22 protein-coding genes and 2 pseudogenes are annotated in these 22,946 nt (G+C 58.8%); 11 read left to right on the top strand and 13 right to left on the bottom strand.

What is annotated here, in order from left to right:
• Positions 1 to 157 precede the first annotated feature (157 nt).
• The 4 genes from IVA98_RS00750 (at position 158) to IVA98_RS00765 (ending at position 3,975) form a co-directional block, all read left to right on the top strand.
• On the top strand, positions 158 to 1,273 hold the full coding sequence (locus tag IVA98_RS00750; protein WP_524536337.1) for an electron transfer flavoprotein subunit alpha/FixB family protein: 1,116 nt from the start codon (positions 158 to 160) through the stop codon (positions 1,271 to 1,273).
• A gap of 11 nt (positions 1,274 to 1,284) precedes the next feature.
• Positions 1,285 to 2,592 carry an FAD-dependent monooxygenase gene (locus tag IVA98_RS00755; protein ID WP_247297559.1) on the top strand — a complete coding sequence of 436 codons (1,308 nt, stop codon included), beginning with the start codon at positions 1,285 to 1,287 and terminating at the stop codon, positions 2,590 to 2,592.
• A gap of 41 nt (positions 2,593 to 2,633) precedes the next feature.
• Entirely contained in the window at positions 2,634 to 2,930 is a 297-nt protein-coding gene (locus IVA98_RS00760; protein ID WP_247354187.1) for a ferredoxin family protein, read from the top strand.
• Between the two features lie 514 nt (positions 2,931 to 3,444).
• Entirely contained in the window at positions 3,445 to 3,975 is a 531-nt protein-coding gene (locus tag IVA98_RS00765) for a hypothetical protein (protein ID WP_247354188.1), read from the top strand.
• Between the two features lie 1,116 nt (positions 3,976 to 5,091).
• On the opposite strand, the gene IVA98_RS00770 is transcribed toward IVA98_RS00765, so the two are convergent.
• The 3 genes from IVA98_RS00770 to IVA98_RS00780 all read right to left on the bottom strand — a co-directional run bounded on the left by IVA98_RS00770 (position 5,092) and on the right by IVA98_RS00780 (position 7,285).
• The gene (locus tag IVA98_RS00770) at positions 5,092 to 5,334 is read right to left on the bottom strand and encodes an RMD1 family protein (protein WP_247354189.1); all 243 of its coding nucleotides are present in this window, start codon (positions 5,332 to 5,334) and stop codon (positions 5,092 to 5,094) included.
• A 167-nt stretch (positions 5,335 to 5,501) separates the two neighbouring features.
• Complete coding sequence (locus tag IVA98_RS00775) at positions 5,502 to 6,899, bottom strand: IS1380 family transposase (RefSeq protein ID WP_247354190.1); 1,398 nt, start codon at positions 6,897 to 6,899, stop codon at positions 5,502 to 5,504.
• Positions 6,812 to 7,285, bottom strand: coding sequence for a hypothetical protein (locus tag IVA98_RS00780; protein WP_247354191.1), 474 nt, complete (start codon positions 7,283 to 7,285; stop codon positions 6,812 to 6,814). Before IVA98_RS00780 ends, IVA98_RS00775 begins: the two co-directional genes overlap by 88 nt.
• 541 nt (positions 7,286 to 7,826) lie before the next feature.
• Between IVA98_RS00780 and IVA98_RS00785 the strand changes: the two genes are divergently transcribed.
• From IVA98_RS00785 to IVA98_RS37420, 4 genes and pseudogenes are all read left to right on the top strand, one after another.
• Positions 7,827 to 8,573, top strand: a complete 747-nt coding sequence (locus tag IVA98_RS00785; protein ID WP_247354192.1) for an energy-coupling factor ABC transporter permease — start codon at positions 7,827 to 7,829, stop codon at positions 8,571 to 8,573.
• A gap of 453 nt (positions 8,574 to 9,026) precedes the next feature.
• Positions 9,027 to 9,548, top strand: a complete 522-nt coding sequence (locus IVA98_RS00790) for a thermonuclease family protein (RefSeq protein WP_247297568.1) — start codon at positions 9,027 to 9,029, stop codon at positions 9,546 to 9,548.
• A 1,351-nt stretch (positions 9,549 to 10,899) separates the two neighbouring features.
• Positions 10,900 to 11,007 (top strand): annotated as a pseudogene (locus IVA98_RS00795) (inorganic phosphate transporter); the annotation flags it as partial.
• Positions 11,008 to 11,105: 98 nt separating this feature from the next.
• Positions 11,106 to 11,209, top strand: a pseudogene (locus IVA98_RS37420) (inorganic phosphate transporter); the annotation flags it as partial.
• 23 nt (positions 11,210 to 11,232) lie between these two features.
• Here the strand turns inward: IVA98_RS37420 and sugE are convergent.
• The 8 genes from sugE to IVA98_RS00830 form a co-directional block, all read right to left on the bottom strand.
• The gene (gene sugE, locus IVA98_RS00800) at positions 11,233 to 11,547 is read right to left on the bottom strand and encodes a quaternary ammonium compound efflux SMR transporter SugE (RefSeq protein ID WP_247279066.1); all 315 of its coding nucleotides are present in this window, start codon (positions 11,545 to 11,547) and stop codon (positions 11,233 to 11,235) included.
• Between the two features lie 112 nt (positions 11,548 to 11,659).
• A complete protein-coding gene (locus tag IVA98_RS00805; protein WP_247334057.1) occupies positions 11,660 to 12,367 on the bottom strand; it encodes an SPASM domain-containing protein in 708 nt (235 codons plus the stop codon).
• Positions 12,368 to 14,074: 1,707 nt separating this feature from the next.
• On the bottom strand, positions 14,075 to 15,625 hold the full coding sequence (locus IVA98_RS00810) for an acyl-CoA dehydrogenase family protein (RefSeq protein ID WP_346657669.1): 1,551 nt from the start codon (positions 15,623 to 15,625) through the stop codon (positions 14,075 to 14,077).
• Between the two features lie 372 nt (positions 15,626 to 15,997).
• Positions 15,998 to 17,188 carry an MFS transporter gene (locus IVA98_RS00815; RefSeq protein WP_247354193.1) on the bottom strand — a complete coding sequence of 397 codons (1,191 nt, stop codon included), beginning with the start codon at positions 17,186 to 17,188 and terminating at the stop codon, positions 15,998 to 16,000.
• A 26-nt stretch (positions 17,189 to 17,214) separates the two neighbouring features.
• On the bottom strand, positions 17,215 to 17,793 hold the full coding sequence (locus IVA98_RS00820; RefSeq protein WP_247354194.1) for a hypothetical protein: 579 nt from the start codon (positions 17,791 to 17,793) through the stop codon (positions 17,215 to 17,217).
• Entirely contained in the window at positions 17,793 to 17,957 is a 165-nt protein-coding gene (locus IVA98_RS00825) for a hypothetical protein (RefSeq protein WP_247354195.1), read from the bottom strand. Before IVA98_RS00825 ends, IVA98_RS00820 begins: the two co-directional genes overlap by 1 nt.
• On the bottom strand, positions 17,954 to 18,028 hold the full coding sequence (locus IVA98_RS37425) for a hypothetical protein (RefSeq protein WP_524536339.1): 75 nt from the start codon (positions 18,026 to 18,028) through the stop codon (positions 17,954 to 17,956). The genes IVA98_RS00825 and IVA98_RS37425 overlap by 4 nt, the downstream gene beginning before the upstream one ends.
• A 70-nt stretch (positions 18,029 to 18,098) precedes the next feature.
• The gene (locus IVA98_RS00830) at positions 18,099 to 18,410 is read right to left on the bottom strand and encodes an arginase family protein (RefSeq protein WP_346657672.1); all 312 of its coding nucleotides are present in this window, start codon (positions 18,408 to 18,410) and stop codon (positions 18,099 to 18,101) included.
• Positions 18,411 to 18,863: 453 nt separating this feature from the next.
• Between IVA98_RS00830 and IVA98_RS00835 the strand changes: the two genes are divergently transcribed.
• Entirely contained in the window at positions 18,864 to 19,487 is a 624-nt protein-coding gene (locus IVA98_RS00835) for a hypothetical protein (RefSeq protein ID WP_247354197.1), read from the top strand.
• 9 nt (positions 19,488 to 19,496) lie between these two features.
• Here the strand turns inward: IVA98_RS00835 and IVA98_RS00840 are convergent, their stop codons facing one another.
• Positions 19,497 to 20,882: an nSTAND3 domain-containing NTPase gene (locus IVA98_RS00840; RefSeq protein ID WP_247354198.1), complete on the bottom strand. Its 1,386-nt coding sequence runs from the start codon at positions 20,880 to 20,882 to the stop codon at positions 19,497 to 19,499.
• Positions 20,883 to 21,049: 167 nt separating this feature from the next.
• Positions 21,050 to 21,262 carry a hypothetical protein gene (locus tag IVA98_RS00845; RefSeq protein ID WP_247354199.1) on the bottom strand — a complete coding sequence of 71 codons (213 nt, stop codon included), beginning with the start codon at positions 21,260 to 21,262 and terminating at the stop codon, positions 21,050 to 21,052.
• 537 nt (positions 21,263 to 21,799) lie between these two features.
• On the opposite strand from IVA98_RS00845, the gene IVA98_RS00850 reads away from it, so the two are divergent.
• Both IVA98_RS00850 and IVA98_RS00855 read left to right on the top strand, forming a co-directional pair.
• Positions 21,800 to 22,222 (top strand): hypothetical protein, encoded by a 423-nt coding sequence (locus tag IVA98_RS00850; RefSeq protein WP_247354200.1) that lies wholly within the window; start codon positions 21,800 to 21,802, stop codon positions 22,220 to 22,222.
• A gap of 200 nt (positions 22,223 to 22,422) precedes the next feature.
• Positions 22,423 to 22,944, top strand: coding sequence for a thermonuclease family protein (locus tag IVA98_RS00855; protein WP_247354201.1), 522 nt, complete (start codon positions 22,423 to 22,425; stop codon positions 22,942 to 22,944).
• The last annotated feature ends 2 nt before the right edge of the window (positions 22,945 to 22,946 follow it).

A 22,946-nucleotide genomic window follows, 5' to 3' on the forward strand; every position in this document is an offset into this window, starting at 1 on the left:
GCTGCCAGGCGGTGTTGACAAAATGAGGGCGTGCACGCGGCCGAACGTTAACTGAAGCAATCTTCACCCGCGAAGTCAAAGCTGGAGGCGGAGCACGCTTCGCTGGCGAGCCGCTACTGAACTGGCGAGCCGCTACTGAACACGGATGGGAGTACAGATGATGAGCACCGCACCCAAAAGCGCAGCTCCGGCCGCGGGTGGTGGTCGCGCGGCGACCAAGAGGGAGCTGCCCGAACGATTCAAAGCGTATAAGCACGTCTGGGTCTTCATCGAGCAGGAACGCGGGATAGTACACCCCGTCTCCTGGGAGCTGATGGGTGCCGGCCGACGGCTTGCCGACAAGCTCAACGTTGACCTCGCCGCGGTTGTCATCGGCCCAGTCGGGGAGACAACGCAGCAGGCGGTCGCCGAATCCTTCTGCTACGGCGCCGATCTCGCCTATATCGTGGCGGATGATCTATTGGCCGATTATCGCAATGAATCCTACACCAAGGCCCTGTCAGAGCTGGTCAATACGTACAAGCCGGAAATCCTACTCCTAGGGGCAACTACACTCGGCCGCGATCTCGCCGGTTCAGTGGCCACCACACTGCTCACCGGCCTAACTGCCGACTGCACCGAACTCGATGTCGATGCCGACGGCTCGCTTGCAGCGACCCGGCCGACGTTTGGCGGCTCACTATTGTGCACGATCTACACACTGAACTACCGACCACAGATGGCAACCGTCCGTCCGCGCGTGATGCCGATGCCCGAGCGCGTGACCGGCGTGGTCTGGCGCGTCATCTCGCATCCGCTCGGGCTTGTAGAAGAAGATATCGTCACAAAGGTGCTGTCGTTCCTGCCAGACCGCGATTCTAAAAAGTCCAACCTTGCATATGCCGACGTGGTCGTCGCTGGAGGGCTCGGTCTGGGGTCGCCTGAGAACTTCCAACTGGTACAGCAGCTCGCGGACGTGCTTTGCGCCGAATATGGCTGCTCGCGGCCGCTGGTCCAGAAGGGCTGGGTCACCTCGGACCGACAAATCGGCCAGACCGGGAAAACCATTCGGCCAAAGCTCTATATCGCGGCCGGTATTTCCGGCGCGATCCAGCATCGCGTTGGCGTGGAGGGGGGCGACCTCATCGTTGCCATCAACACCGACAAGAACGCTCCGATCTTCGACTTCGCCCACATCGGCATCGTCACCGACGCCATTCGACTGTTGCCCGCATTGACCTCTGCATTCCGCGCGCAGCTGTCGCCGCACTCGCACGACCGCATCGCTGGATAGGGGGAGCTTGTATGATCGAGGAAAGATTCGACGCGATCGTCGTCGGTGCTGGCATGGGCGGGAATGCGGCAGCGCTGATCATGGCCGAACGGGGCCTAAAAGTGCTGCAGCTGGAGCGCGGCGAGTATTCAGGGTCGAAGAACGTGCAAGGCGCCATCCTCTATGCCGATATGCTGGAGAAGCTGATCCCGAATTTCCGAGAAGATGCACCGCTTGAGCGGCATCTCGTCGAGCAACGCTTCTGGATCGTGGACGAGCGTTCGCACACCGGGATTCACTATCGCTCCGATGACTTCAACGAGGAAAAGCCGAACCGCTACACCATCATCCGCGCCCAGTTCGATAAATGGTTCTCGCAGAAGGTCCGCGAGGCCGGCGCCACGGTGCTGTGCGAGACGACGGTGACCGAGCTCCTCCAGGATTCCGATGGGAGGGTCGTCGGGGTGCGCACAGATCGAGATGGGGGTGAAATCCATGCAGATGTCGTCGTGCTGGCCGAGGGGGTGAACGGAGTGCTGGGAACGGGTGCGGGCTTAAGAACGCGGCCGAAACCGGACAAGGTCGCACTCGCGGTCAAGGAGATGCATTTCCTATCGCGCGAGACAATCGATGCTCGCTTCAATCTAAAAGGCGACGAGGGGCTCGTCATCGAAGCCGCCGGAAGCATCTCCCGCGGTATGACCGGTATGGGCTTCATCTATTCCAACAAGGAATGCATATCGCTCGGTATCGGCTGTCTTGTTGCCGACTTCCAGCGTACCGGCGAGACGCCTTACGGCCTGCTCGAGGGGTTCAAGCGTCACCCGTCCGTCGCGCCGTTGATCGAGGGTTCGGAAGTAAAGGAATATTCCGCGCATTTGATCCCCGAAGGTGGATACAAGGCGATCCCGCAGCTTTGTGGTGAGGGCTGGGTCGTTGTCGGAGACGCCGCCCAGCTCAACAACGCCATCCATCGCGAGGGGTCCAATCTGGCGATGACGTCGGGCCGTATCGCCGCGGAAGCGATCTGCCTTATCAAATCGCGAAATGATCCGATGACGGCCAAAAATCTTTCGCTTTACAAAAAGCTGCTGAATGATTCGTTCGTGATCAAGGACCTGAAGAAGTACAAGGATATGCCGGCCCTGATGCATACCCACTCGCAGAACTTCTTTCTCACATATCCGCAGCTCTTCTCCAAGGCGATGCAGGATTACGTGCGCGTCGACGGCACACCAAAGCTTGAGAAGGAGAAGCTGATGCTGAGCTCGTTCATCAAGGCGCGGTCGTGGAGTGGACTGTTCAGCGATGCCCTGCGCATTGCCCGGGCCTGGCGCTGATCACAAACCAAAGACAACGACGAACGACGGAGCCAGAAACAATGCCGAGCGAGCCATCCCGACGTGTCGAGGACAAACTATTCTACAACCGCTATCTCGTTGATTCCGGCCGCGCCCATATCAAGGTGCGGCCGCACACCAGACCATCCTCGCGGCTCTTATCGATGCTGAAGGCCTGCCCTGCACGGTGCTACGAGCTCAGCGATAAAGGTCATGTTGAGGTGACAGTCGACGGATGTATCGAGTGCGGTACCTGCCGGGTGATCTGCGAAGAAAGTGGCGATATCGAGTGGAGCTACCCACGTGGCGGTTACGGTGTGCTATTCAAATTTGGTTAAAGCTTCGGGGCAGGGCTGATTGGCAGGCTGCGGCGTTCTCGCCATACAACGAAATCACGCGCGAAGTTGAGATTTCACCTGATTCAATCGAGTCCCAATGTTTCCATCTACCGGGCGGGCCCTTGCCAGGTTCCGCTATAATATGGCCCGGAGATAGGCAAAGCGAGCGGATCCGAAACAGGGCGCAGCGCATTGGCGGATTAGGTCGTCCATGTCGGATCTGTCGACGGATCCTGCTTCTCTTCCCCAATATCTGGCCGGTTCGTCCTCCTTGGAGTTCGCGGCGATCCGCCTGCCGCCACTGCCTCGCGACGCTGCCTATCACCTACAAACGGAACGCTCGAAGCAGGACTTCGCTTCGCGCCGCCGGCCGAGCGGATCACAGAATTAGCGCTTTGTGACTCCTTCGCGCGACCGCCGGTTGCGCGTTCGTCAGGCGGGCTGCGCGCATGCAGCACACAAGTTTGCACTTTCATTCGCCTGTATCGCTGGGATATATGATCGGCCGGAGAGCATGACGATGGTTCGATTACAAAAGAGCAGGGAAGCCGCTAACGCGCGGCGAGCAGAGGCACGCCGTGAGAGTTCGGTCGGCGACGTTCGGGCCTGCATGGCCGAACTGAGAAGCTTGCCGCGCGAGAACCTCGCGGATGCGGTGTTCATGCTCTCGATGAATGCAAGACGGCAGGGCGAGCTGATACGACATGCGATCGAGAAGCGCGCCGAGGTCGACTTGGACTTTGATCCGCCGCCGAATGCTGATTTGGCGACCTATCTCGCGAATGATGTGGTCTCGACCCTACGCCACCACGTTGCTGACCTTCCGACCCTGCTGGACCTGTTGGTTGAGCGAGCGCCTGACATCTGCTTCACCGTCGATCGGGAGGAGGCCGTTTCGCTGCTGGCCGCAATCATTCGCGAACAGCGGCTCGAAGGAGTCCTTGAGGGCCTCAGGCTCGCCGGGCTCCTGAACGAGCCAGCGAAGGATCGCCATGCCGGGATCGGTTCAGAAGCGGATTTGAGAGGAGCTGCCGAGGGCGCGTGAGTGTCCAGGCGCTTTGAGGGACAGTCCTGCAGATGGAATGTCCAGAGCGGATGGGGACGTCAGAAAATCTCGGCGCCTGCTTGCGAGCTCAAAACCGCGTCGAAATTCGCGGCGTAGTTCCTTTGTCATCCGTTTAGTATTTATCGCTGACGCGGAGCCGCTATGCACGCCCGGTCGCAGTCCCCGGCCGCGTCAAGCTCGGCGACCTTCGCGTTAGCCGCAGTTCTGAGCTTTCATGTCCAGTTGCAGCGCGCGTTTTCGCGCTGGCGGATCATGACCGTTCGCTAACAGCCACGCAAGGGAAATCACGGCAGGACACGTCGACCGAGCCGCGGCGATGTGGCAAAACGGCGAAAGGCAGTCGCTCAACATAGTGAGGCGTCCTGGTGAAATCGACCGACCTTGTTTCGGTAGTCGCTGGCTGCGCCTGGGCGGCGGAGGCCTGGCAAGTATTCCGCGACCAAGTCGAGAACAGCAGAGAAGCTGAGTGGCGGCCGCTGCAAATTGGGCAAAAGGGGGCACGGCGAAGACATAGCCGAAATCCGCAGCTGAGTGCGGCCGAACGGCGCGTCCCACGTCAACGCTTGGTCAGGTCGGTCAGTAGGCCCGCTCTAACCCCACGAAGGCGCCTTCACGCGCTACGGCCAGCCGCACTCAGTGAGCTGCTGTAATAATCTGAAAGCATCCGATCGCAACTTCCATCACGATCAGCACGACTATAACGCATTCAAGACGCAGCGAGCGCCGTGTGTCGATGATGTCCGTCAGTGCGTTAGCCGTTCCGGATATGGCCGACAGCTAGCGCTCAAGCATCTCAAGACGCTCCTTCAGTTCGTATTCGTCTTACAGACGCGAATAGAGCCGCTCGAGTTCCGACTTCTCCCAGAGTGCGTCGGGCTTTTTCGGCAATGGCGACGCGGCCCGCGACGTGCTGCTGGACCAGGAGCGCATTGCCGATCAGTTGGAGAATGCCCTTGCGGCCCGCGGCGTCCGGCCGCGCTCGGCTAGTTCGCGTGCAAAGGGTACGATCACGTCGAACACCGCGGCGACACGGCGCTTATCTCGCTCCAGCGCCGTGCTCTTGGCTAGCTATCGGCGTTCAGCAGCCGATCGTCGCTAAATTCTCTGAGACAAAATCCGCCCGCCCGGCAGGATGACCTCGGCGCTCTGGTCGTTGCAGAGCTGCGCCTGCGCGCTCTCCTCCTCATAGGAGCTGAGTTCACCGATGACCCGCGATATCAGGGTTTCGATCGGAGCGGTTCCTTCCGAGGGCGACAATCCGATGAGCACTACAACGCCATAGCGGAAGATCACGACAAGGCCCGCATGAATGCGGAAAGCGATCGGCGTCGAGGACACTAGCCCGCATTTCTCACACGGCCGATAGCTGTGCGACGGAGGATAGAAGGTCTAGCGAAGGTGATGAGGAGCCGTTGCGCTGGAGGCGCGGGTGGCGATTTGGCTTTGAGTGTCTCCTTTGGACCTGTTGGTGATGCCGCCGATTGAGCGCGTCGCAGCTTCGCGTGTCAGGTGGGTGCGGCGCGGGCCTTGGCGGTTTCGGCCAGGCGGCGGGCCACGTGTCCCCATTCCTGGGCGGCTGGGCAGGCCGAAGCCATGGCGATTTTGATGCGGCGGACGCTGATGCGCACCAGTGCGCCGATCTTGAGGAGCTTGAGGCGGATGGTGCCACAGGTGGCGTCGGCAAAAGTGGTTTCGGCAAGGCCGATGCGCCGCAGAGCACAGATCAGCACATAGGCCATTACGGCGAACCACAGCCGCAGTTGGTTGGCGCGCATGGTCGCCGCCGACGTCCGGTCGGCATAGAGGTCGAGCTGGCACTCCTTGATGCGGTTTTCCATGTCGCCGCGGGCGCAGTAAATGTCTTCGTAGAGCTGTCGCGCGCCCGCCTCGGCCCGCTTGAGCGAGGTCACGACGAAGCGCGGATTGGCTTCGCCTTTTGTCCACTCCGCCTTGGCGACGACGCGGCGCCTTCGGCTCCAGGTGCCGAGCGTGCTCCATTGGAAGTCCTTGAAGCGGCGCGCCGGTCGGTCGGTCTTCTCGGCCGCAGCGCGAGCCGTGGCAAGCTCCTCTTCGATCATGGCGACCAGGCGCGTGTTGCGGGCGAGCCCGAACAGGTAGTCCACGCGGTTCTGCTCGCACCACGCCATCAGCGCCTCGCGCGCAAAGCCTGAGTCCGCCCGCAGCAGGATGCGCACGAACGGCCAGCGGGCGCGGATCTGCCGGACAATCCGCTCGACCTCCGCGACGCTGCCCGCGCTGGCGTCGATATCGGAGGGTCGCAGCTTGGCTGCCAACAGATGCCGGCCACAGAACACGTACAGCGGCAGATAGCAGTAGCAGTCGTAGTAGCCGTGGAAGAAGCGTCCCTCCTGATGGCCGTGTAGCGGGTCGTCGGTGGCGTCAAGATCGAGGATGATCTGCGCCGGCGGTCGCTCGTGGGCCTCCAGGAACAGCATCACCGGCAGCGCCTCGATCGCCGCCGCGTCATAGGCAATCTTGTGATAGCGCGAAGGCTCGCTGCGGCTCAGCTCCAGCCGGTTCAGCGTCGACTTGCCGGCCACCGGTGCGCAGTCCTGCCGCCGGGCCGCAAGCTTGCCCGCCAGCACCGCCATCAGCGGATCGTGCCGCAGTTCATCATGGTCGTTGAGATCTTCGTAGCCGAGCGCAATGCCAAAGACCCGCTGTCCGATCAACGTCTCGATCGCATGCTCGATCAGGTCCGCGCGGCGATGATCGCGAAAGCAAGCTGCAAAGCGCCCCACCAGATCGATCGCTCGATCGGTGGCGCCCAGAAGCAGCGCTCCAGCATCCGACGTCACCAGCCCAGCATCAAAGGCCGCTTCCACAGCCCGGCCTTCCACCACTCCAAAATCAAAACGTTCTGCGCTACACTCTGTCGGCATCGGGGCATTCCTTGAATCATCGCAAAGTCCTTCTCGCAAAAGAACTTTCGCTGATTCGCGCCCCGATGCGCCTCAATACTGTGAGAAATGCGGGCTAGCGTTCCGATTTCGAGAGCCGACGGGCTGATGCGATCGCCCAGCATGACTGCGCGAATGCTCAGCATCGAGGCAGCCGCCGTCTGCTCGGAGACGGCAGGCTTACCGGGCGTAAGTTGATCCATGTCCGGTTTGACTGCGACACGATAGCGTCTCCCGGGACCTTCAAACACGTCCAGAACTTCGTCGCAGATGGTGCAGCGGAATTTGCCGGGCGCGTCGCTGAGAGATGATGCTGCGATCCAGAAAATTCCGACTCCAAGTTTGGATGGGTGCGTCGCCATTTCCATGTTCGTGCATGCTTGGCCGCAAGGTCAATCGAACGACCCAGCAAGCTCTTGGAGGATTTCGACGACCCGGCCCGCCAAACATTTGGCTGCGCCATAGGCGTCGTCCTCGAAACAAGGTCGAGCAAGATTGATGCCGAACCGGTGTCTTCGCGCGAACGGCGTCAGGAGTTTCCGCTTCAGTGGGCGAGCGAAAATGATTGTCTGAAACGGCACAGGTTGACCAAAGACTGGCCGCGATGTGTGTCCAATTTCCTCCAGAGCATGTCGGCTACAGAACACGGCGAATCCTGCGCGCCGCCCGATGCTTCAAGGCAATCAGAGCCTTAACCGCCGCAGCGGCGCTGGCATAGCTGTTGCTATGAAATGTCGCAATGACCGAGCGAAGGCGGAGTGCACACCCGGTCCGATCTGGCGAAAACAGGACGTTACAAATGGACCGAGGGTGGCGAAGGTGAAGTGCCATTTCCAACCGTCAGAGACAACGCTCCCGGCAAATTCTTGAGGGAAGGCCCGAGTACAACGGCAGAAAGGACTCAAGACCGTGCATATCGAACCCGGAATAGTAACAGACGCCAAGCTCGTGTTGAGGTACGCGACAGGCATTGCGATGGGCTGCGTCATCGCCAAGCTTGTGGTCGAGACCATACGCGAGCGGGGCGCAATGTCATTTGCTGTGCAAGCCATCGCCGCGACGGGCCTTGTGTTCACGTTTTTCGAAATCCTGCTGCACTTTGCGGTTGGGGTCTCCGAAGTGCAATTCGTCCCGCGCTCGACGCTGTCACTGTTGTTCGGCGCGGCGCCGGCTGCCCTTGGTCTTGCGCTCGGCCTTTTGCTGCAAGGCGTGCTCTTTGTTCCGACCGACCTGCCGCAATATGGTATGAATGCCACGACGCGTCTAGTGCCGCTGTTTGCGATCCGGGCGCTCGCCAAGCGGCTCATTCCATCCAAGGCTGCCTATCGCGATCTGCAGTACAGTAATGCGATTGCGCTCTCGACTGCGTATCAATCTGCTATCGTTGTCTCGGTCGCGTTTTGGGCGCTTTATGGCGCGGGCTTCGGTACCGCCAACCTCGGTGACGTCGCATCGTTCGCGGTTTCCTATGCAGTTGTGGTCTTGGTCGAGCCGCTGGCTGATCTGGTTGTGCTGGCGCTCGCGAAACCAATTGGGCGGCGTGAGTGCGAGGGCATCTGTCGCCCACCGCTCTTAAAAGGCATGTTGCTGTTGATAGCAACGATGGCCGTCATGTCGCCCGTTTTGCTCAAGCGATGCGTACGCTTTCCCCGATAGCAGCCGGCTGCCACGATCCCGCGCGACGCGCGCTCGCTGCTATCCGTGGCAGCGAGGGGGCTGAGCTTATGCTCATTCCGCACAAGGCGACCAGGAAATCATATCTCGACGACCTGCGGCCGGCCGTCCGCGTCGGTCCGGTCGCTAGTGAGCGGACGCGCACTACCGAGTTCGACCGGCTGGTGCGTGATGCGGCCAAAGCGAACTACCGCAACGACCTGGAGGAATGGCGGGATGCGGTCAGCGCAGCAGCCTGGTCGCAGAGCATCCGGGGCGAGGTTGGACGCGAGGGGAGTCTTGCACTGCTGATACACGGGGATTCATCCGTCGAACGAGCTTACCCATGCAACATTAGCAGCCTCCTCAGCACAGCCGCGATGGCAGCCGTTCGGCGGCTTCCCATGCTCTGCAGCACTCGGCCGGAATGTTCGTAGTTCGACAAAGAAGATCGCCATGTATGGATTGATCGTGGTGTTGACCATGCTCGCACTGTGCAGCATCGTGTTTGCCGGCGAATTGGCGGGGCCGGCAAAGGTCATCAGCACCGACACCCTTGAAATTCACGGGACACGCGTTCGGCTCTGGGGCATCGACGCGCCGGACAAAACTCAAATGTGCCGAGATATCAACGTCAATCAATATCGATGTGGCCTCAGGGCCGCGAGCGATCTTGAAAGCTTCGTTGCAGAGCGCGAAGTCAGTTGTCTGTCAGTCCTGGAGGATGAGTGTGGACGGACGATGGCGATCTGTTCAGCTGATGGCATCGATCTCGCAGAATGGTTAGTGCGTAACGGTCTCGTGCTCGATTGGGCGCGATACTCCAGGGGACGATACCACGCTGCGCAACGCGCGGCCGATCGTGCCGGACGGGGCTTGTGGGCGGGCAGCTTTGCCGTACCTTGGCTATATCGAGCGTGCATTCGGTTAGGTGGTCGACCAGCCAGCTGTTCTGACGACGCGAATGCACATCCTTGACTCGTATTCCCCACACCAGAATATATGCCAGAGTCGGTTCCGCACAGAGTGGCAGTCACGGGCGAGCTGGCCTCGACCGGCAGTGAAGCTTACCACTGCCGCCCAACCATGCTCAAAGGAGTAGGATGGTCTCAATCGTAAGCGCGAAAGTCGCAAGACAGAAAATCGCAAGCTCCGCAGGAACGCCATCGTTCTCGGCGTAATTCTTCGGAACCATGGACTCGCGGTCATGCCAAGGCGGCGCCTTTTCGAGTTCGAGAGAGAGCCGCATTTACTCGGAAGAATGGTGGGCTCTCCGGAGCCTAAACAAGACAAAGGCGTGGCACGGAACAACAATCAGATTCCGCTGGGTACAGGTTGAGCGGAAGAAAGAAGGCTACTGGCGTTCAAGGCACCACTGGGCGAGGTAGGCAACACGAATGAGGCTTGGGATGCAGCCTACCTCCACGCCATTCGCCTCAAACTTTTAGGTTTTGACATGCCCAGAGCGCGCAGCTTGATTCCCAAAGGTCGCCAGATTGCTGTCCGGCAAAACTCATACACTCGCGCTCAAATCTTATGGACCAAGCAGGTGCGACGCTTGCTCAACGCTGCCTCCCAGGGGCCATCGAAACGACGGTAGTCGAATTGCGCCCTTTGCCGCGGGAACGCCGCATAGGTACCTTTCCGGACTTCGCTGCTGTTGGCGATATCGGCCGCGATTGCCTTTTCAAGCCACGGCTGCTCCGACATAGGCCAGCATTTGGCCAGGCGGGTAAGAAGCCTAACACCACATGAGCGGTTTCGGTGACAAAGACGTGTGGACCTGCCTTGCACGCGCCGATCACAACAATGCCACAGAAGACAATGCAGCTGTTCGTTCGGTTGGAAACAGCATGGCTCGCTGACAACTGGCTGGAGATCCGCTGAATGAGCAACACCGCATGCGACGAGCGCAACTGCTGCGGCAGCCCGAACAAAAACGTCAGATCGCATATCACCTCCCGAACACGAAGTGCGCGCCTTCCAGAACGAAGCGTGGGCCACTGAACTCGCAGCGTCGCTCCCATGCCCTCGTTGTGTGGAGACTCTGTGGCGACGGGCACGATGCAAGCTCCCGGCGCTTTTCAATCGGGATGTCGTCCACCCGACAATAGCGGTCGTTGTTTAAACAAGCCGCGGGTCTGAGGTCGAACACGAATCGAATGCCGTGCGCCGGTGATTTCATGAACGCTCCTGCGAAAGAGATTGGGTGATGGAGCTTCTTTGGAACCACACAATGAAGTCGCATCAGTAATTCGAGGAGCGGAGCTGAGCTCACTCAGAGATCGCAAGCTCACCTGACTGCGATCAGCTGGGTTCATTGCCGTTCTATTCGCACGGCGATCTCGGCAGCGAATTCTTCGTGCCGTTCTGGGTGGTGCTATTGTGCCAGACCGATGCCGGTGGGACCCTGATGGGCGGCTGGCGTATCGTGCGCTAGGGCTTTCGCGTCACGACCAGGTCGCGGCCAGATGGTCTCGGCCCACAGGCCTTGCATCAGCATCTTGTGCTTGGCCACTTTCCTCGCCATTATCGGCGCCGCGCCCCTCAGCGGTGCGCTGGAACGTGGCCAGCTCGATCGTCTATGCCTGCAGAATGACGTGCCGGCCTCGGCGATCGTTGCGGCGCTGACCTGGTGGGGTCAATGCTTTCGATGTTTTCGTCAGGACACGAGCTTCAGCCCGACAATGCCAGCGACGATCAGCCCGATGCTGGCAAGGCGAAACGCGGCGGCCGGTTCTCCGAACAGGATGATCCCGAGCGCTGCGGTGCCGACCGCACCGATGCCGGTCCAAACCGCATAAGCAGTTCCAATGGGCAGCGTCTTTAGCGCAAGGCCGAGCAGGATCACGCTGCCGGCCATGGCCGCGAGCGTGAGCACGGACGGAACGGGCTTGGTAAAGCCCTCAGTGTATTTGAGGCCGATTGCCCAGGCGACCTCCAGCAGGCCGGCGACCAACAAAATGCTCCAGGCCATGGCGGCCCTCCGTTCATGGCAGGGTCGTCCCGCGGCTGATGTGGTGATGAGCTGGAAGGCCACCCTTGCCAGGGCTCGCGATTCGCTTCGAGGGGTCAACTTCTCTCAAAAATCAGCATTCCGACGTTATTGGTTCGGCGAATTCACACGATCGACAAAGTAGAAAGCCGTCCGTTCCGTTCATGCGATCGGCAATCTTGCAAAAAGCTGCCCCTTCGAAGAGATCCTTGTACCTGTCGCGGAGAAGGTTGCCCAGAACGTGTCGTCGCTCAAAATCCATGCAGCAGAAAGTAACGTCGCCATTTGGGAGAAGAACATTACGATATTGCCGTTCGTCAGGGCATGTCAGTGCTCCAACGATTGGCTGCCGCGCTCCAACCATCTTCTCGCTGTTGCCAGCCCTGCTGCCCGGCGGACGCGAGCGAACCAGCGCTTCGTCAGGAATTATGCCGACAAGTTCGGGATGCACCTCGCCCATGACTATGAAGAGCAACGATGAAATGTCGGCATCGACAAGTTGGCGCATCAAATCGACATAGTTGCGCCTAACGAGACCACTATCCATGTGCGTGCCGTCATCAAAAACATGCACCAGGAAAACGCGGAACTGCAGCGCACGCAAGCGTCTTAGATCCCGCCCGTTCATCCCTACCAGGGTTGTGAAAATTCGGATTCCATGGCCACAAGCATAGGCATGCTCAACCATTTCGGTGCAAGCCGGATTGAGCCAAGGCTCCGAATACCCGGAAAAGCTGATGTCGACAGCTGCTGGTACGCGCGCCAGACATCGCTTGAAATCTTGGAGAGAAAGATGCTTCACGTCGGATATCGCTCTTTGCCGTTCGGCAAACTTGTCCTGCGGGCAATAAGAACATCCGACGACACAGCCCGTTGTCGTAGTTATCTCCAAGACCCTGCCGCCACTGATTGCGGATCGCAGCTCCTGTAGAGTCATCGATTCTATATTGTCCACTTTCGCGCTCCGCGTTTGGAACAAAGAGACCTTGGGGGACCGTCGATTTGCATCTCATGCCGGTTCGCCCATGCATCATTCTCGATTCGTCGTCCATCAGCGCGAAACGGCACGGTCGCAAGCGCGATCGCGACAGATGAAGAAAGCGGCACGGCTCTCTCTCCTTAGCGCCCCAGTCCAGCAGGATTGGACGGCTGTCGAGTGCACATGCGTCGATGGGGTTGGTCTAACGTCTCGCTTATTCCAACAAGCATCAGTCATGCCATTGACGGTACTGTCCATAACTCGATACGTCCGCGATAAATGTCGGTCCAAATGCCGCAACCGAGGCGCAACTCTACGCAATCGATAGCGTACAATATGACGCTACGTGCGATTCAAGCTCTCTCGAGAATGAGTTGAATGGCAGCTTTCTTATGAAAAGTGACGGTGTAGCCGCCGCCCCGAGCGCCACGTCATCATGATCAACGTGGCCGGCATCGACCCGCGAAGTTCCGATTGCGAGTGCCATTGGTCCCGTCGAGAATGCAAAGTCTTGCCTTGATCCAGCAAATCGCGAATTTTAACAGTTGAAAACGCTACTCACCATAGGAGTGAGCGGGCGATTTGCGCGAATCGGGACACCGATTAGCCTATCTGCCGACGAGTGCCGATACGGCCGGGAAGTCCTCTCTTCAGCAAGCTAACACAGATTGTGAGCTCCGCATGTCGCGAGCCACCCGTCGAGTTTTGCGATCGAGAGCTTTCACGAGCCGGGAACCACTCATCCTTTCATCATGGACGCCCTGTTTGGGGCCTCAGGCCGCGGTAATATCATGATCGCGATGACAATCTCGTCATCGAGCCTGACCTACAGGCCATTCACAAATTCCAGGAAAAGCAGAGTGCCTCGGGGCGTCTCTTTCCAGCCTGCTGCGTGGCGCATCTCCGCGGCATTGTTCAGCAATAGCGGCCCCGAACCTAAATCGCATGGGAGGAGGGGCATTCGCAATGGTGCTCGGATGATCCACGAGACAACATGCCATCGCCACGACGGCCATCACTGTGGCTGCACTTTTTTGGCTCGCGCTGCTGGGTATACGGTTCTGATTCCTGGTGGAGCGAGTAGCACCCGAATCTGCAACCAGACCGTTATGAGCGGCAGACTATCGATCAGGTTGGTTGAGTTTGCTGCAGTTTTGTTCGAGTTCGATGGCGTTCGTAGCGGTTTGTTCACGCCGTTTCTGGTGCGAAACTGGTGCGGTTGCCGGCTAGTCCTTCTATAAGATGGACCGCCGCATTGACCGGTGCTGACACCAAAACGTCCCGTCAGTAGTGTGAACCCATCCAACCGCACCAGCAAAATCAAAAATGCGCCTCGCCGTTCGCGATCGCTAGGTGCAGCAAGACCAGCAACAGCCATCAGGAGGTGAGTGCGACATGTCCGGGAACACCATGTCGGATAAACATGTATGCGGCGGCTTCCAGGAGAATGAGGCATCGCAGCCTGGCGCTCGTCCTGAGCGTCGCGCGCGGGACCACCCAGGTGGAAAGACGTCCGGCATCCGCCAGATGTCAGACATACTGCACCAGTCTAAGGTAATCGTCTGTGAGGACAGGTGAGCGAATGGAACAAGCCGCGTCTTGAAGGAAGGTGGTCAGAGTCCGACTAGCCCGATTGCGGGCTTCGACAGATTGCCGTGCCGGCGCGCGAGTACGAAGACTTGCTAGTTCGGAACTGACCAGGTCAGCGGCTGCTGCGGCGCAATCTGAGGCAGAGAAGCAACCCGCAGACATGACAGCCCTTGCCAATCCCAATGTGGTGAGCCAACCCGCATAGATCAGCACGGCACCGTCTGTCTCATTGAGCCCAGAGAGCTCCTCAATTGCAGCAGCATGGACTGACGCCGCTCCAACCGACCGAAAGAGATCGGCTATTTCGTCCCGCGTGGCTTTAGAGAGGAGGCAGCGGCCGAGATGTGATAGGAGCGCCTCAGTCGGACCTTCGAAGATGCGAAGGATGCGAGCGTCTCGATAGATTTTGGCTAAAGGCGCTCCCTCATCGTAACCACGGCCACCTAACAGCTGGACGCATTGATCAGCGACAAGGCCGCACCACTCCGAGGACAAAACCTTCGTTGCCGACGCAAGGTGGACGTTTGGCGCGCCCTGCGCCGAAACAAGTCGGCAGGATGCGACCAGCATCGCCTTCACGACTTCCCGCCGCAGCACCATCTGCCCAAATAACTGCTCGATGTAGCTGTTCTCGATCATACGCAGTTTACCGAGCCGACGATGGCTTGCATAAGAGGCTGCGACCTGGATAGCGCGCTCAAGGGCTCCCAGGCCCATAGCAGCCACACCGACACGACCGCGGTTCATACTAGATGCCGCCGCGCCCCAGCCGTCTTGATCGCGAGAGAGCACGTAAGAACGCGGCACCTCGACATCCTGGAACTCCAGGGTATTCTGAATGATGCCACGTAGACCGAGTGTGCGATGCTCGTGCGTGATCTTGAGGCCTGGAGCTTGCCTGTCCACGAGTACACCAACGAGCCGACCTTTCGCATCCGGTCCAGACGTGCGCGCAAAGCAAACGATCCAGCGAGCCCAGTCAGCGAGGCCGATCCAGATCTTGCGGCCAGAGATACGAACTTTATCTTCGCGCATGAGAGCCGTAGCCTCTATATGCCTCGGGGCCGAGCCTGCTCCAGGCTCTGTCAAAGCGAAAGCACAGAGATCGCCGCGTGTTGCACCCCAAATGATGTGCTTTTGTTCGGGAATGTGCGGTGCCGCTTGGATGCAGGGCAAGGCGAGGAAGTTATGGATGACGAGGGTAGAGGCAGCGGAGACATCGAAGGATGCAGTGGCGGAGATGAGGTTGATGGCTTCTTGCAAGGGAAGAGCTAATCCGCCGTGCTCTCCTGGCGTGGTGAGCCCGAACAGTCCGTGCCTTGCCAATATGCTATGTAGGGTCGGAGGGAATGCTCGGCGGTCATCCGCGTCTGCGAAATTCAGCTGACTGAGGGCAGCGATCAAACTCGAGTGTAATGCAGCTGCACGGCCTTCGGCTGTGCGTTCCTGCGCCGCCGTGAATTGGGCGTAAACCTGAGTATGCATGGCCATAAGGCGACAATGACCCCGGTCGCGCTTCGTGCCAATTCATCCCCGTGGTTAGCTCGGTTACACATTGGTATAGTGTGGATGCAAGCTCAGTGTTAGCACGTTCTCGGGGACTTGGATGTATTGCGGCCGCTGCGCGGGCTCTTGAGCTGAGCGCAATGCCGCGTGAGCAAGAGCGAATCAGGGCGAGCGAAGCGGGCGCACGAGAGTCATCTGGCACGAGCCAGATGGATGGCTGACAAGCGCTATCGACCACGTGCTGCATGGTGATGTCCAAAGTCTAGACTGACGAAGGGCGTATGCGGCTTGCTCCGCGCTTGACCAAGCAGACCCGAAAAGCATCCTGGTGGTCGATCGTGCTCGATTTCATCCCGTTCATGCCGCATTCGCAACTTCCGCAGGCGCTGCATCACGCATGAAGGCAACAGCCAGCCCGACGCCGATGAGACCAATCAGGATGGACGCCACGGCCAGCGATGTGACTCCGCTGATCTCGACGAGGATGCCGCCGAGAAAAGCGCCGATGGCGATCCCTGCGAAGGTAGTCGAGCTGTTCATTGCCAGAACCAGCTTCGACCTATCCCCGGCTAGGCCGAGGAGCCGGTGCTGGATCGGCACCAGATACATGTAGCTGACGTTGCCCCAAAGGAAGGCGATGAGCACGGTGAGGGCACCATGGTGTCCAAATGCAACCAAACCTACGAGCAGGATTAGCTGTGCGCCTATGGCTGCGATGAGGACTTTATAGGGGCCGAAACGGTCAGTCAGAACGCCACACGCTGCGTTTCCCGTCACGGCTCCGAAACCGTAGGCAAAGAGCGCGGCCGAGAGCAGCGGAACCCCGGTGAGCAGAAAACCGGTGATGAAGACGCTCACATAGGAATAAACGATGAACTCGGAAACAACGACGAATAGTGTCACGGAAAGGATACCGTAGATGATTTTGGAGAATTCTTTGGAGGTCGGTCCGTTTCCGCGCTCCGGCATCTTGGCAGGGATTCCAGACATCATCGGGGCGAAGATCATCAATGCGAGAAGCCCGGCAATGACGACGAAACCGAATGCGAAGCGCCAGCCGATAGCACCTGCGATCCAGCTGGTGGCCGGGACGCCAGCAACCTGTGAAACGGTCATACCGCTGAAGATGAGGGACAACGCGAAACCTTTGCGGGTAGGCGGCAGGAGCTCGGCGGTTAGTGCGGTAGCCGCCGGGGTGAACATCGCCGCGCCGTGGGCCGAAATGACGCGACCAGCAGCAAGAATTAGGAAGTTCGGCGCGACCGCGCAGATCAGGTTACCGATGATGAAGATCGAAACGGACAGGATTTGGACATTGCGACGGCTCATGGCCTTGAACATCCAGGCATTCAGCGGCGCGAAGACAGCGTAGCAGAGCGCGTAGATCGAAATGATCCAGCCCGCCGCGCCGGTTGAAATCCCGAGGTCACGAGAGATCACATCGAGCGCCCCAATGATGACAAATGTGTCCAGGCCGATAGCGAAGGCGGCGATGGTCAGAGCGGCAATGACGAGTTTCGTTCGCGCGTCAGGAGGGGAGGAGGTCATGACGGTGCTCGTTCAGGTTCGTGTGTTCAAGGCAGCACGTCATGCAACTCAGGATAGGGGCTGGCGATGATCGTGTCGGAGTAGCGAGGGCGGGGACCGTACAATAGCCAGGTCGTCACCACCTCGCCAATCTCCTGCATGATCTCGAGCTTTTCGGGATGTTCGAGCGCCGATCTGCTGTAAGCAACGCCCGCATCATACACGCCTTCGAGGAGTTGTTTCTCTACAACCGGCTTTGTCGTTTCGAAAATCAGCTCATTCCAAGCATTCTTGTCGTTATACCCCATCGTTGGCTCGGGGAGACTCAGCGACCGAGGCTCCTTTACGTCCTTGCGTTTGACGACCGCGATGCTCTGGGTGGGCAATATGAAGGTGTCGACGACCTGCAGACGGTCGCGGAATTTCTCGGTCACGAGATGGACATTCAGGTGCGCGCTGCATTGGAGGACATAGCTGTCGCCGCGATCTGCGGCCTCGGCCGCGGCAGCCACGAGATCGTCGACGAGTATGATGTCTTGCGGCTCGATCCCTTGGAACTCGAGATATTTCCAGGTCGCATGATGGTGACAGCTTTTCGCTGGGCCGAGCGTGTAGATGCGGACCATCAGGAGACGTCCATCTGCTCGTCTATGATCATGGCTTCGAGCTCGCAGGCTTCTCCTATGATCAGCGAATAAAGATCTTCAGTGAATTCCCTGCGCAGGCCGCGTTCCGCCCCAATCTCGGCGCAACGCGTCTTTACCTCTGTAACGCGATCGGGTTGCGTCATTGCGATCCGCGTTCCTTCTTGTAGCGTGCAACCTCAGCGCAGAGGGAAAGCCTCCGGCTGAGGATGTCCACCAGTTGTTTGTCCAGCTTGTTGATGATCTCCCGAAATGGAAGAAGGCCCGCGTCGGGGTGAAGGTATCAGTCATGCATGGCTCCTGCCCATTTCCTGCATTCCAAGTCGCAGGCCGGCGGCTAGATGCTTGGCGCAGGCCGACAACGTGTCCAGCCGGTAGCCGCCCTCCTGTACGAAGCAGATCGGCTTGCCGATCGAGGCCAATGCCAGGCCGATCTCTCGGTAGATTTCTGGCGGAAGTGTCCAACCACCATGCGGATCTCCGACGACGATGTCGAACCCCAAGCTGACAACCAGAACGTCCAGCGTGGCGGCCCAGTCGGATTCTAAGAGCCCGCGAAGCGCCGATGTGTATGCTGCCGGGCTCGGATCGGTCGGAATTCAAGATACCTGTGGCTGCCGAGTGCTGGTTGAAGTTGCGGGATCCAGGGGAAATCCCCGATCGAACATTGATTGATAGTAAAGTGCCTCGATGAAGGTGTTGGAGCTAACTGATCGGGCTATCTCGCAAGCCAGCATTGCTGCAAAGCGGTGTTTTGCTTGCGGCGGAGCATCCACTAGCGGCAGTGGCGAGCACGTAATTCCGAAGTGGCTTCAGAATGAATGCTGCCTCTTCGATGAACGGCTGACTCTCCAAAATGGAACGTACATTCCGTATCGAAATCTGACAGTCCCTTGCTGCATCGACTGCAATACCGGGTTTTTGTCGAGTGTTGAAAGTGCCGTTCAGCCGCTCTTCCATCGCGGCGATCTGATGCTCCCCAGCGACAGGCTCGTCCTGGCGCGTTGGCTTTCCAAGATATTGATCGGGGTGCTCGTCAAAGAAACAGCCTCTTGTTCGACCGTACGCAGCCGGGTCGCGGGTCAATCGTCGATCCAGGTTTTATCGATGACCTTCGCCAGTGTCACTTCGTGTTGCAAAGCGCGAGAAAGCCTACCTCATTCACCTGCCTTCATGGTGATTTTCCTTTCTCGTTCTATTCTTACAAGATACCAGAGTACAGAGAGGATCATGAGTTCGATCTCTCGACAAACGTTGCCGGACAATCAATTGCGATAAGGGTTGGCCAACTGGGCGTCATATTTGTCAACGATGGCGGCTTCCAGATGCATGTCGGTTCGACAGGGCCTTTCGAATTGGCAGGCAGGGAGCTGTCGGAGATCCAGTTCAGGGAAGTTGCGGCGCGGGTGCACTACAAGGCGGCTCTCAGAGACGCAACTCATTTCTATCTGACGGTTGAGAATGAAGAACGAATCCAGGTGGACCAACTCCATGTAAAGTCCTTTTCCGGATACCTGCCGGCGAGTGATGAGCTCCGGATATTCCGCGATTGGGACGAAGCCGAGCTTAGCTATGCCATGTCGGCGTATATGCGCGTAGATCGATCTATGATCTTCGACGAAGAGACGCACGCGTGTCGGACAACTCTCCTGCGGCCACCGAACAATTCAGCCTAAATTTTACCGTCAGAGCCGACCACCGATCGTTCGGCTCGCAGCCTGCGCGCGCTTCGGCTTAGGCAAGAAGAGAAAACCGAGTCGTCGAAGCATTTCCTCGACGATCCGAACATCCGCCAGGTCGTCAAAGGCTGTGCGTTTGAGCTTCGTGCCGTTTGTGACCGCGTCGATGACCGCGACTTCTCGATCAGAAGGTAGAAATTTCGCGACCGCCACGACTAGCCCAATGCTCTGTTTACACGCGCCGATTAGCAACGGCACAATGAGGGCTCGTCGTTTTGGCAGGACGCTGAGTGCCCGCGCGGTTTCAATCACGTGATCATGCCGAGTACACGCTCCGATATGCTTCAGCAGTCCCCAAATAGCGGCGGCCCAAGCCCATGCTTGCTTGCCATCGACTTGCTGGAGAATTGTCTGCTCAATCGCATCCCTGTGAGCTTCGGATAGGCAGCGCTCGATGTATTGACGATCGTTCTCGTCCTCGGTGCGGCCGGTTGCCAAGTTGTCGAAAAATTTCTGCATCTCCAAGCGGCTGCGGAGGCGATGAAGCGCATCGGCTCGGGATCGCGCAGCAGCCGCTTGAAGTGGACGCGGAAGTGCTGGCAGGCGGTTCTCGAATAGTGTCGCGCGCTCCTTAGGGCCGTAATTCTCGGCCTCCAATGTTATGTTCCATTTCTTCGGGAGCTTCTTTGTATGGCTTTCCGCGAGTACATCGGAGCGGCTTGTGATGATGAAACGGCGGTCGCCGTTGGCGGTCCCAAGCAGCTTTTCGATCTCATCGTTCCAAGGCGCAGACCGCGGTTTAAGACGATATTTTCCCCATCGATCCTCAATGACGAAAACCACGGCGCCAGCCTTATTGGCGGCTCGTACTTCTTCCGGTCCGTGGAGGATGTGGATGGGTGTGATCCCCAGAACCTCGGCCCGCAGCTCTCCGAGTAGCACGTTGGCGGCCGTCGTCTTCCCGGTGCCGGACGAGCCGGTGATGATAACCGCGTTGTTTTCAGTCAACGCGCGCTTGAGATCGCTCCAGTTCGTCGGTTTCACGAACGTCTCGGCCTCGAGCGATGTGGCCAAGTACCCGTCATGATCCTTGATGATTTGCGCGAGTTGCTCGCGCGTCCAGACACCGCCACCGATCCCGCGCATCCGTTCCAGGGCTGCCTTCCTCAGCGCACTCTTGCACGCTTCAAGTCGCGAGTGGGGGACCCGGAATGCTTCCTCAAGCAACTCACGCAGTTTCCACTGCACCCGTTCGAAGTCGGCGTTTGACAGAATTCCGATGCGACCGACAGCATCCTTCGGGACAGCTTTCGCGATCGTTGCAGGTAGCTTGAGTGCCTTGGACCTCTCCGCGAAGCTGCTCAACCGCAGTGCCCGGGCGACGCCGTCCACGTCCGCACTCGTAACGAGGAGGTAATGGACTTTGGGATCCTTCAGCCTCTCGGCGGCTGACAGACGGTCGGTCCCGTGCTGGAGGAGGGAGGCCAGCTCTCCGACCTTCCAGGGCCCGGTGTTCCGAAGCTTGGCCTGTACGACGAGAAGCTTCGATGTGCCGACATCTACGACTGTGGCAAGGCGCCCCGGCTGTTCATCCGAAAGTGGAGCTTCGAGATCTTCCTTGCTTGCGGTTCAAGAACCACCTGCTGGCCAAGTTTCTTGGCGAGCAGTAAGTCGAGTGCTGCCCAGATCGAGATATCGACCTGGTACAAATAGCCATCCAGCGAGGCTCCGCCGCCTGATGCGTTTTGTGTGATGTCTTCGTCGTCTGCCATGTGCTTGGTGAGTTGCCACTAATCAAACGGAAAACTGAGTAATAAGGCCTTCAAACCAAGGCTCAACCCCGAAAGCATATCGAGACTGACTTGGACGCTCCACCTGATGCGTTTCCGGAGCGCGCAATCGTCGAGCCAGATCCTGCGGCAGGTTATCGGCCAGGCTCTCTTCGGCGATCGCGAGACGGAGAGTTCGCATCGCTATTGTTAGAGCTTCGTCCCATGAGGCGTGGACCTCGGGGCCAGTTCAATGCAAACGCGGGACGTGGAACGTGATGCTTCACGAAGGAATACTAGTCCGGATTGTTGATCGCCACCTCACCGCGCGCCAACTATCCCCGTGGGGGTCCGAAAGCGTCCACGCGTGTAGGCGTGTGAGACGGCCTTCTTTAACTCCGAGATCTCGGATTCCAGGAAATTGTTCGCAATGATCAACGCGCGGATGGCCGCCCGCATATCGCCGTCACAAACGGCGATCGCCTGCTCGACGGCTGCGCCAGGCCTTCGCCGTGATCGTTCGGCTTCGAAACCGAAGACATGGCGCTGTTCCTGACCGTCGATATTGTATGTTCTTATTTTGTTCTCATGAAGTCAAGCCGCCGTTTCAAGCCACCTTGGATCTTGGTCCGGGAAAATTCCGAGTGCTACGTCGTGAGGGATGCCAACGGCGTAACCTTGGCGTGGCTTTATTGCCGCGACGATGCGCAGCGCTACAGCTTCCGCGTTAGCAAGCTCTCTTCGGATGAGGCACGCCGGATCGGCAAGGCGATTGCGCGCATTCCCGAATTCCTGATGCCACGCCAAGGTTTCTATCTGCGTGGAGGCGGCCCGCGCTGGCGCGCCGACCGCCCGTATCATGTCGCTCTGGAAGATCGCTATATCCGCGAGCACTGGGACGAAATTTACGCGCTTTGCCGCCTGAACAGTCTGCGGCATTCAACGCGACCGGCGAAATCATAAAGAGCGACGGTGTCTGGAGGGTTTATGAGTTTACTTGGCAGATGACGCGATGCTGTTCTGGGCTCGCTTCCAGGGCCGCTGGCTGCCCGGCACGGAGTTTTACTATCCCGAGCGGCCTGAAGAACCTGCCGTCGCTGAAGCCGCTACAGAACTGGCCGAAAACCAAGCCGCGGGATCTGCGGTAGCTACAAGGTAATAGGATGAGTCGAACCGCAGTCGGTTTGCTTCTCGCCATTATGTCGAGCGGGGCGTTGGCCGACGGTTTTGTTGGACAGGCCAGCGTGATCGACGGTGACACGCTCGAAATGCATGGGGTGCGAATCCGGCTTTGGGGCATTGATGCACCGGAGAGCAGTCAGCTGTGCCGCGGCGAAGACAGCTTGCAATATCGTTGCGGTGCGCAGGCCGCGAACGACCTTGACGCCTTCATTGCCCGCCGTCCGGTCAATTGTGTTCCAGTCAGCCTCGACCCGCATGGACGCACGGTTGCGATCTGCTCGGTCGCAGGCAGGGATCTCGCTGAATGGCTTGTACGGAACGGCCTTGCGTTGGATTGGCCTCAATATTCGAAGAGAAGATATCACAAAGCTCAGCGCGAGGCTGAGCGTACCGGCCAGGGACTCTGGAAGGGCAGCTACGTCGAGCCGTGGCTCTATCGTGCATGCATCCGGGCAAGTGGAAAGCCGGCCACCTGCTCGGATCACGCAAATGCCCATCCTTGATG

The sequence above is a fragment of the Bradyrhizobium sp. 160 genome, from assembly GCF_023073735.1.
In the GTDB taxonomy this organism is placed as follows: domain Bacteria; phylum Pseudomonadota; class Alphaproteobacteria; order Rhizobiales; family Xanthobacteraceae; genus Bradyrhizobium.

What these genes read in the sequence shown, in the direction of transcription:
- IVA98_RS00855 (WP_247354201.1), top strand. Translation starts at nt 22,423, where the DNA reads ATGAGTCGAACCGCAGTCGGTTTGCTTCTCGCCATTATGTCGAGCGGG.
- IVA98_RS00775 (WP_247354190.1), bottom strand. Translation starts at nt 6,899, where the DNA reads ATGCCGACAGAGTGTAGCGCAGAACGTTTTGATTTTGGAGTGGTGGAA.
- IVA98_RS00765 (WP_247354188.1), top strand. Translation starts at nt 3,445, where the DNA reads ATGACGATGGTTCGATTACAAAAGAGCAGGGAAGCCGCTAACGCGCGG.
- IVA98_RS00760 (WP_247354187.1), top strand. Translation starts at nt 2,634, where the DNA reads ATGCCGAGCGAGCCATCCCGACGTGTCGAGGACAAACTATTCTACAAC.
- IVA98_RS00750 (WP_524536337.1), top strand. Translation starts at nt 158, where the DNA reads ATGATGAGCACCGCACCCAAAAGCGCAGCTCCGGCCGCGGGTGGTGGT.
- IVA98_RS00820 (WP_247354194.1), bottom strand. Translation starts at nt 17,793, where the DNA reads ATGGTCCGCATCTACACGCTCGGCCCAGCGAAAAGCTGTCACCATCAT.
- IVA98_RS00755 (WP_247297559.1), top strand. Translation starts at nt 1,285, where the DNA reads ATGATCGAGGAAAGATTCGACGCGATCGTCGTCGGTGCTGGCATGGGC.
- IVA98_RS00850 (WP_247354200.1), top strand. Translation starts at nt 21,800, where the DNA reads ATGGCGCTGTTCCTGACCGTCGATATTGTATGTTCTTATTTTGTTCTC.
- IVA98_RS00790 (WP_247297568.1), top strand. Translation starts at nt 9,027, where the DNA reads ATGTATGGATTGATCGTGGTGTTGACCATGCTCGCACTGTGCAGCATC.
- IVA98_RS00845 (WP_247354199.1), bottom strand. Translation starts at nt 21,262, where the DNA reads ATGGCAGACGACGAAGACATCACACAAAACGCATCAGGCGGCGGAGCC.
- IVA98_RS00825 (WP_247354195.1), bottom strand. Translation starts at nt 17,957, where the DNA reads ATGACGCAACCCGATCGCGTTACAGAGGTAAAGACGCGTTGCGCCGAG.
- IVA98_RS00810 (WP_346657669.1), bottom strand. Translation starts at nt 15,625, where the DNA reads ATGGCCATGCATACTCAGGTTTACGCCCAATTCACGGCGGCGCAGGAA.
- sugE (WP_247279066.1), bottom strand. Translation starts at nt 11,547, where the DNA reads ATGGCCTGGAGCATTTTGTTGGTCGCCGGCCTGCTGGAGGTCGCCTGG.
- IVA98_RS00815 (WP_247354193.1), bottom strand. Translation starts at nt 17,188, where the DNA reads ATGACCTCCTCCCCTCCTGACGCGCGAACGAAACTCGTCATTGCCGCT.
- IVA98_RS00780 (WP_247354191.1), bottom strand. Translation starts at nt 7,285, where the DNA reads ATGGAAATGGCGACGCACCCATCCAAACTTGGAGTCGGAATTTTCTGG.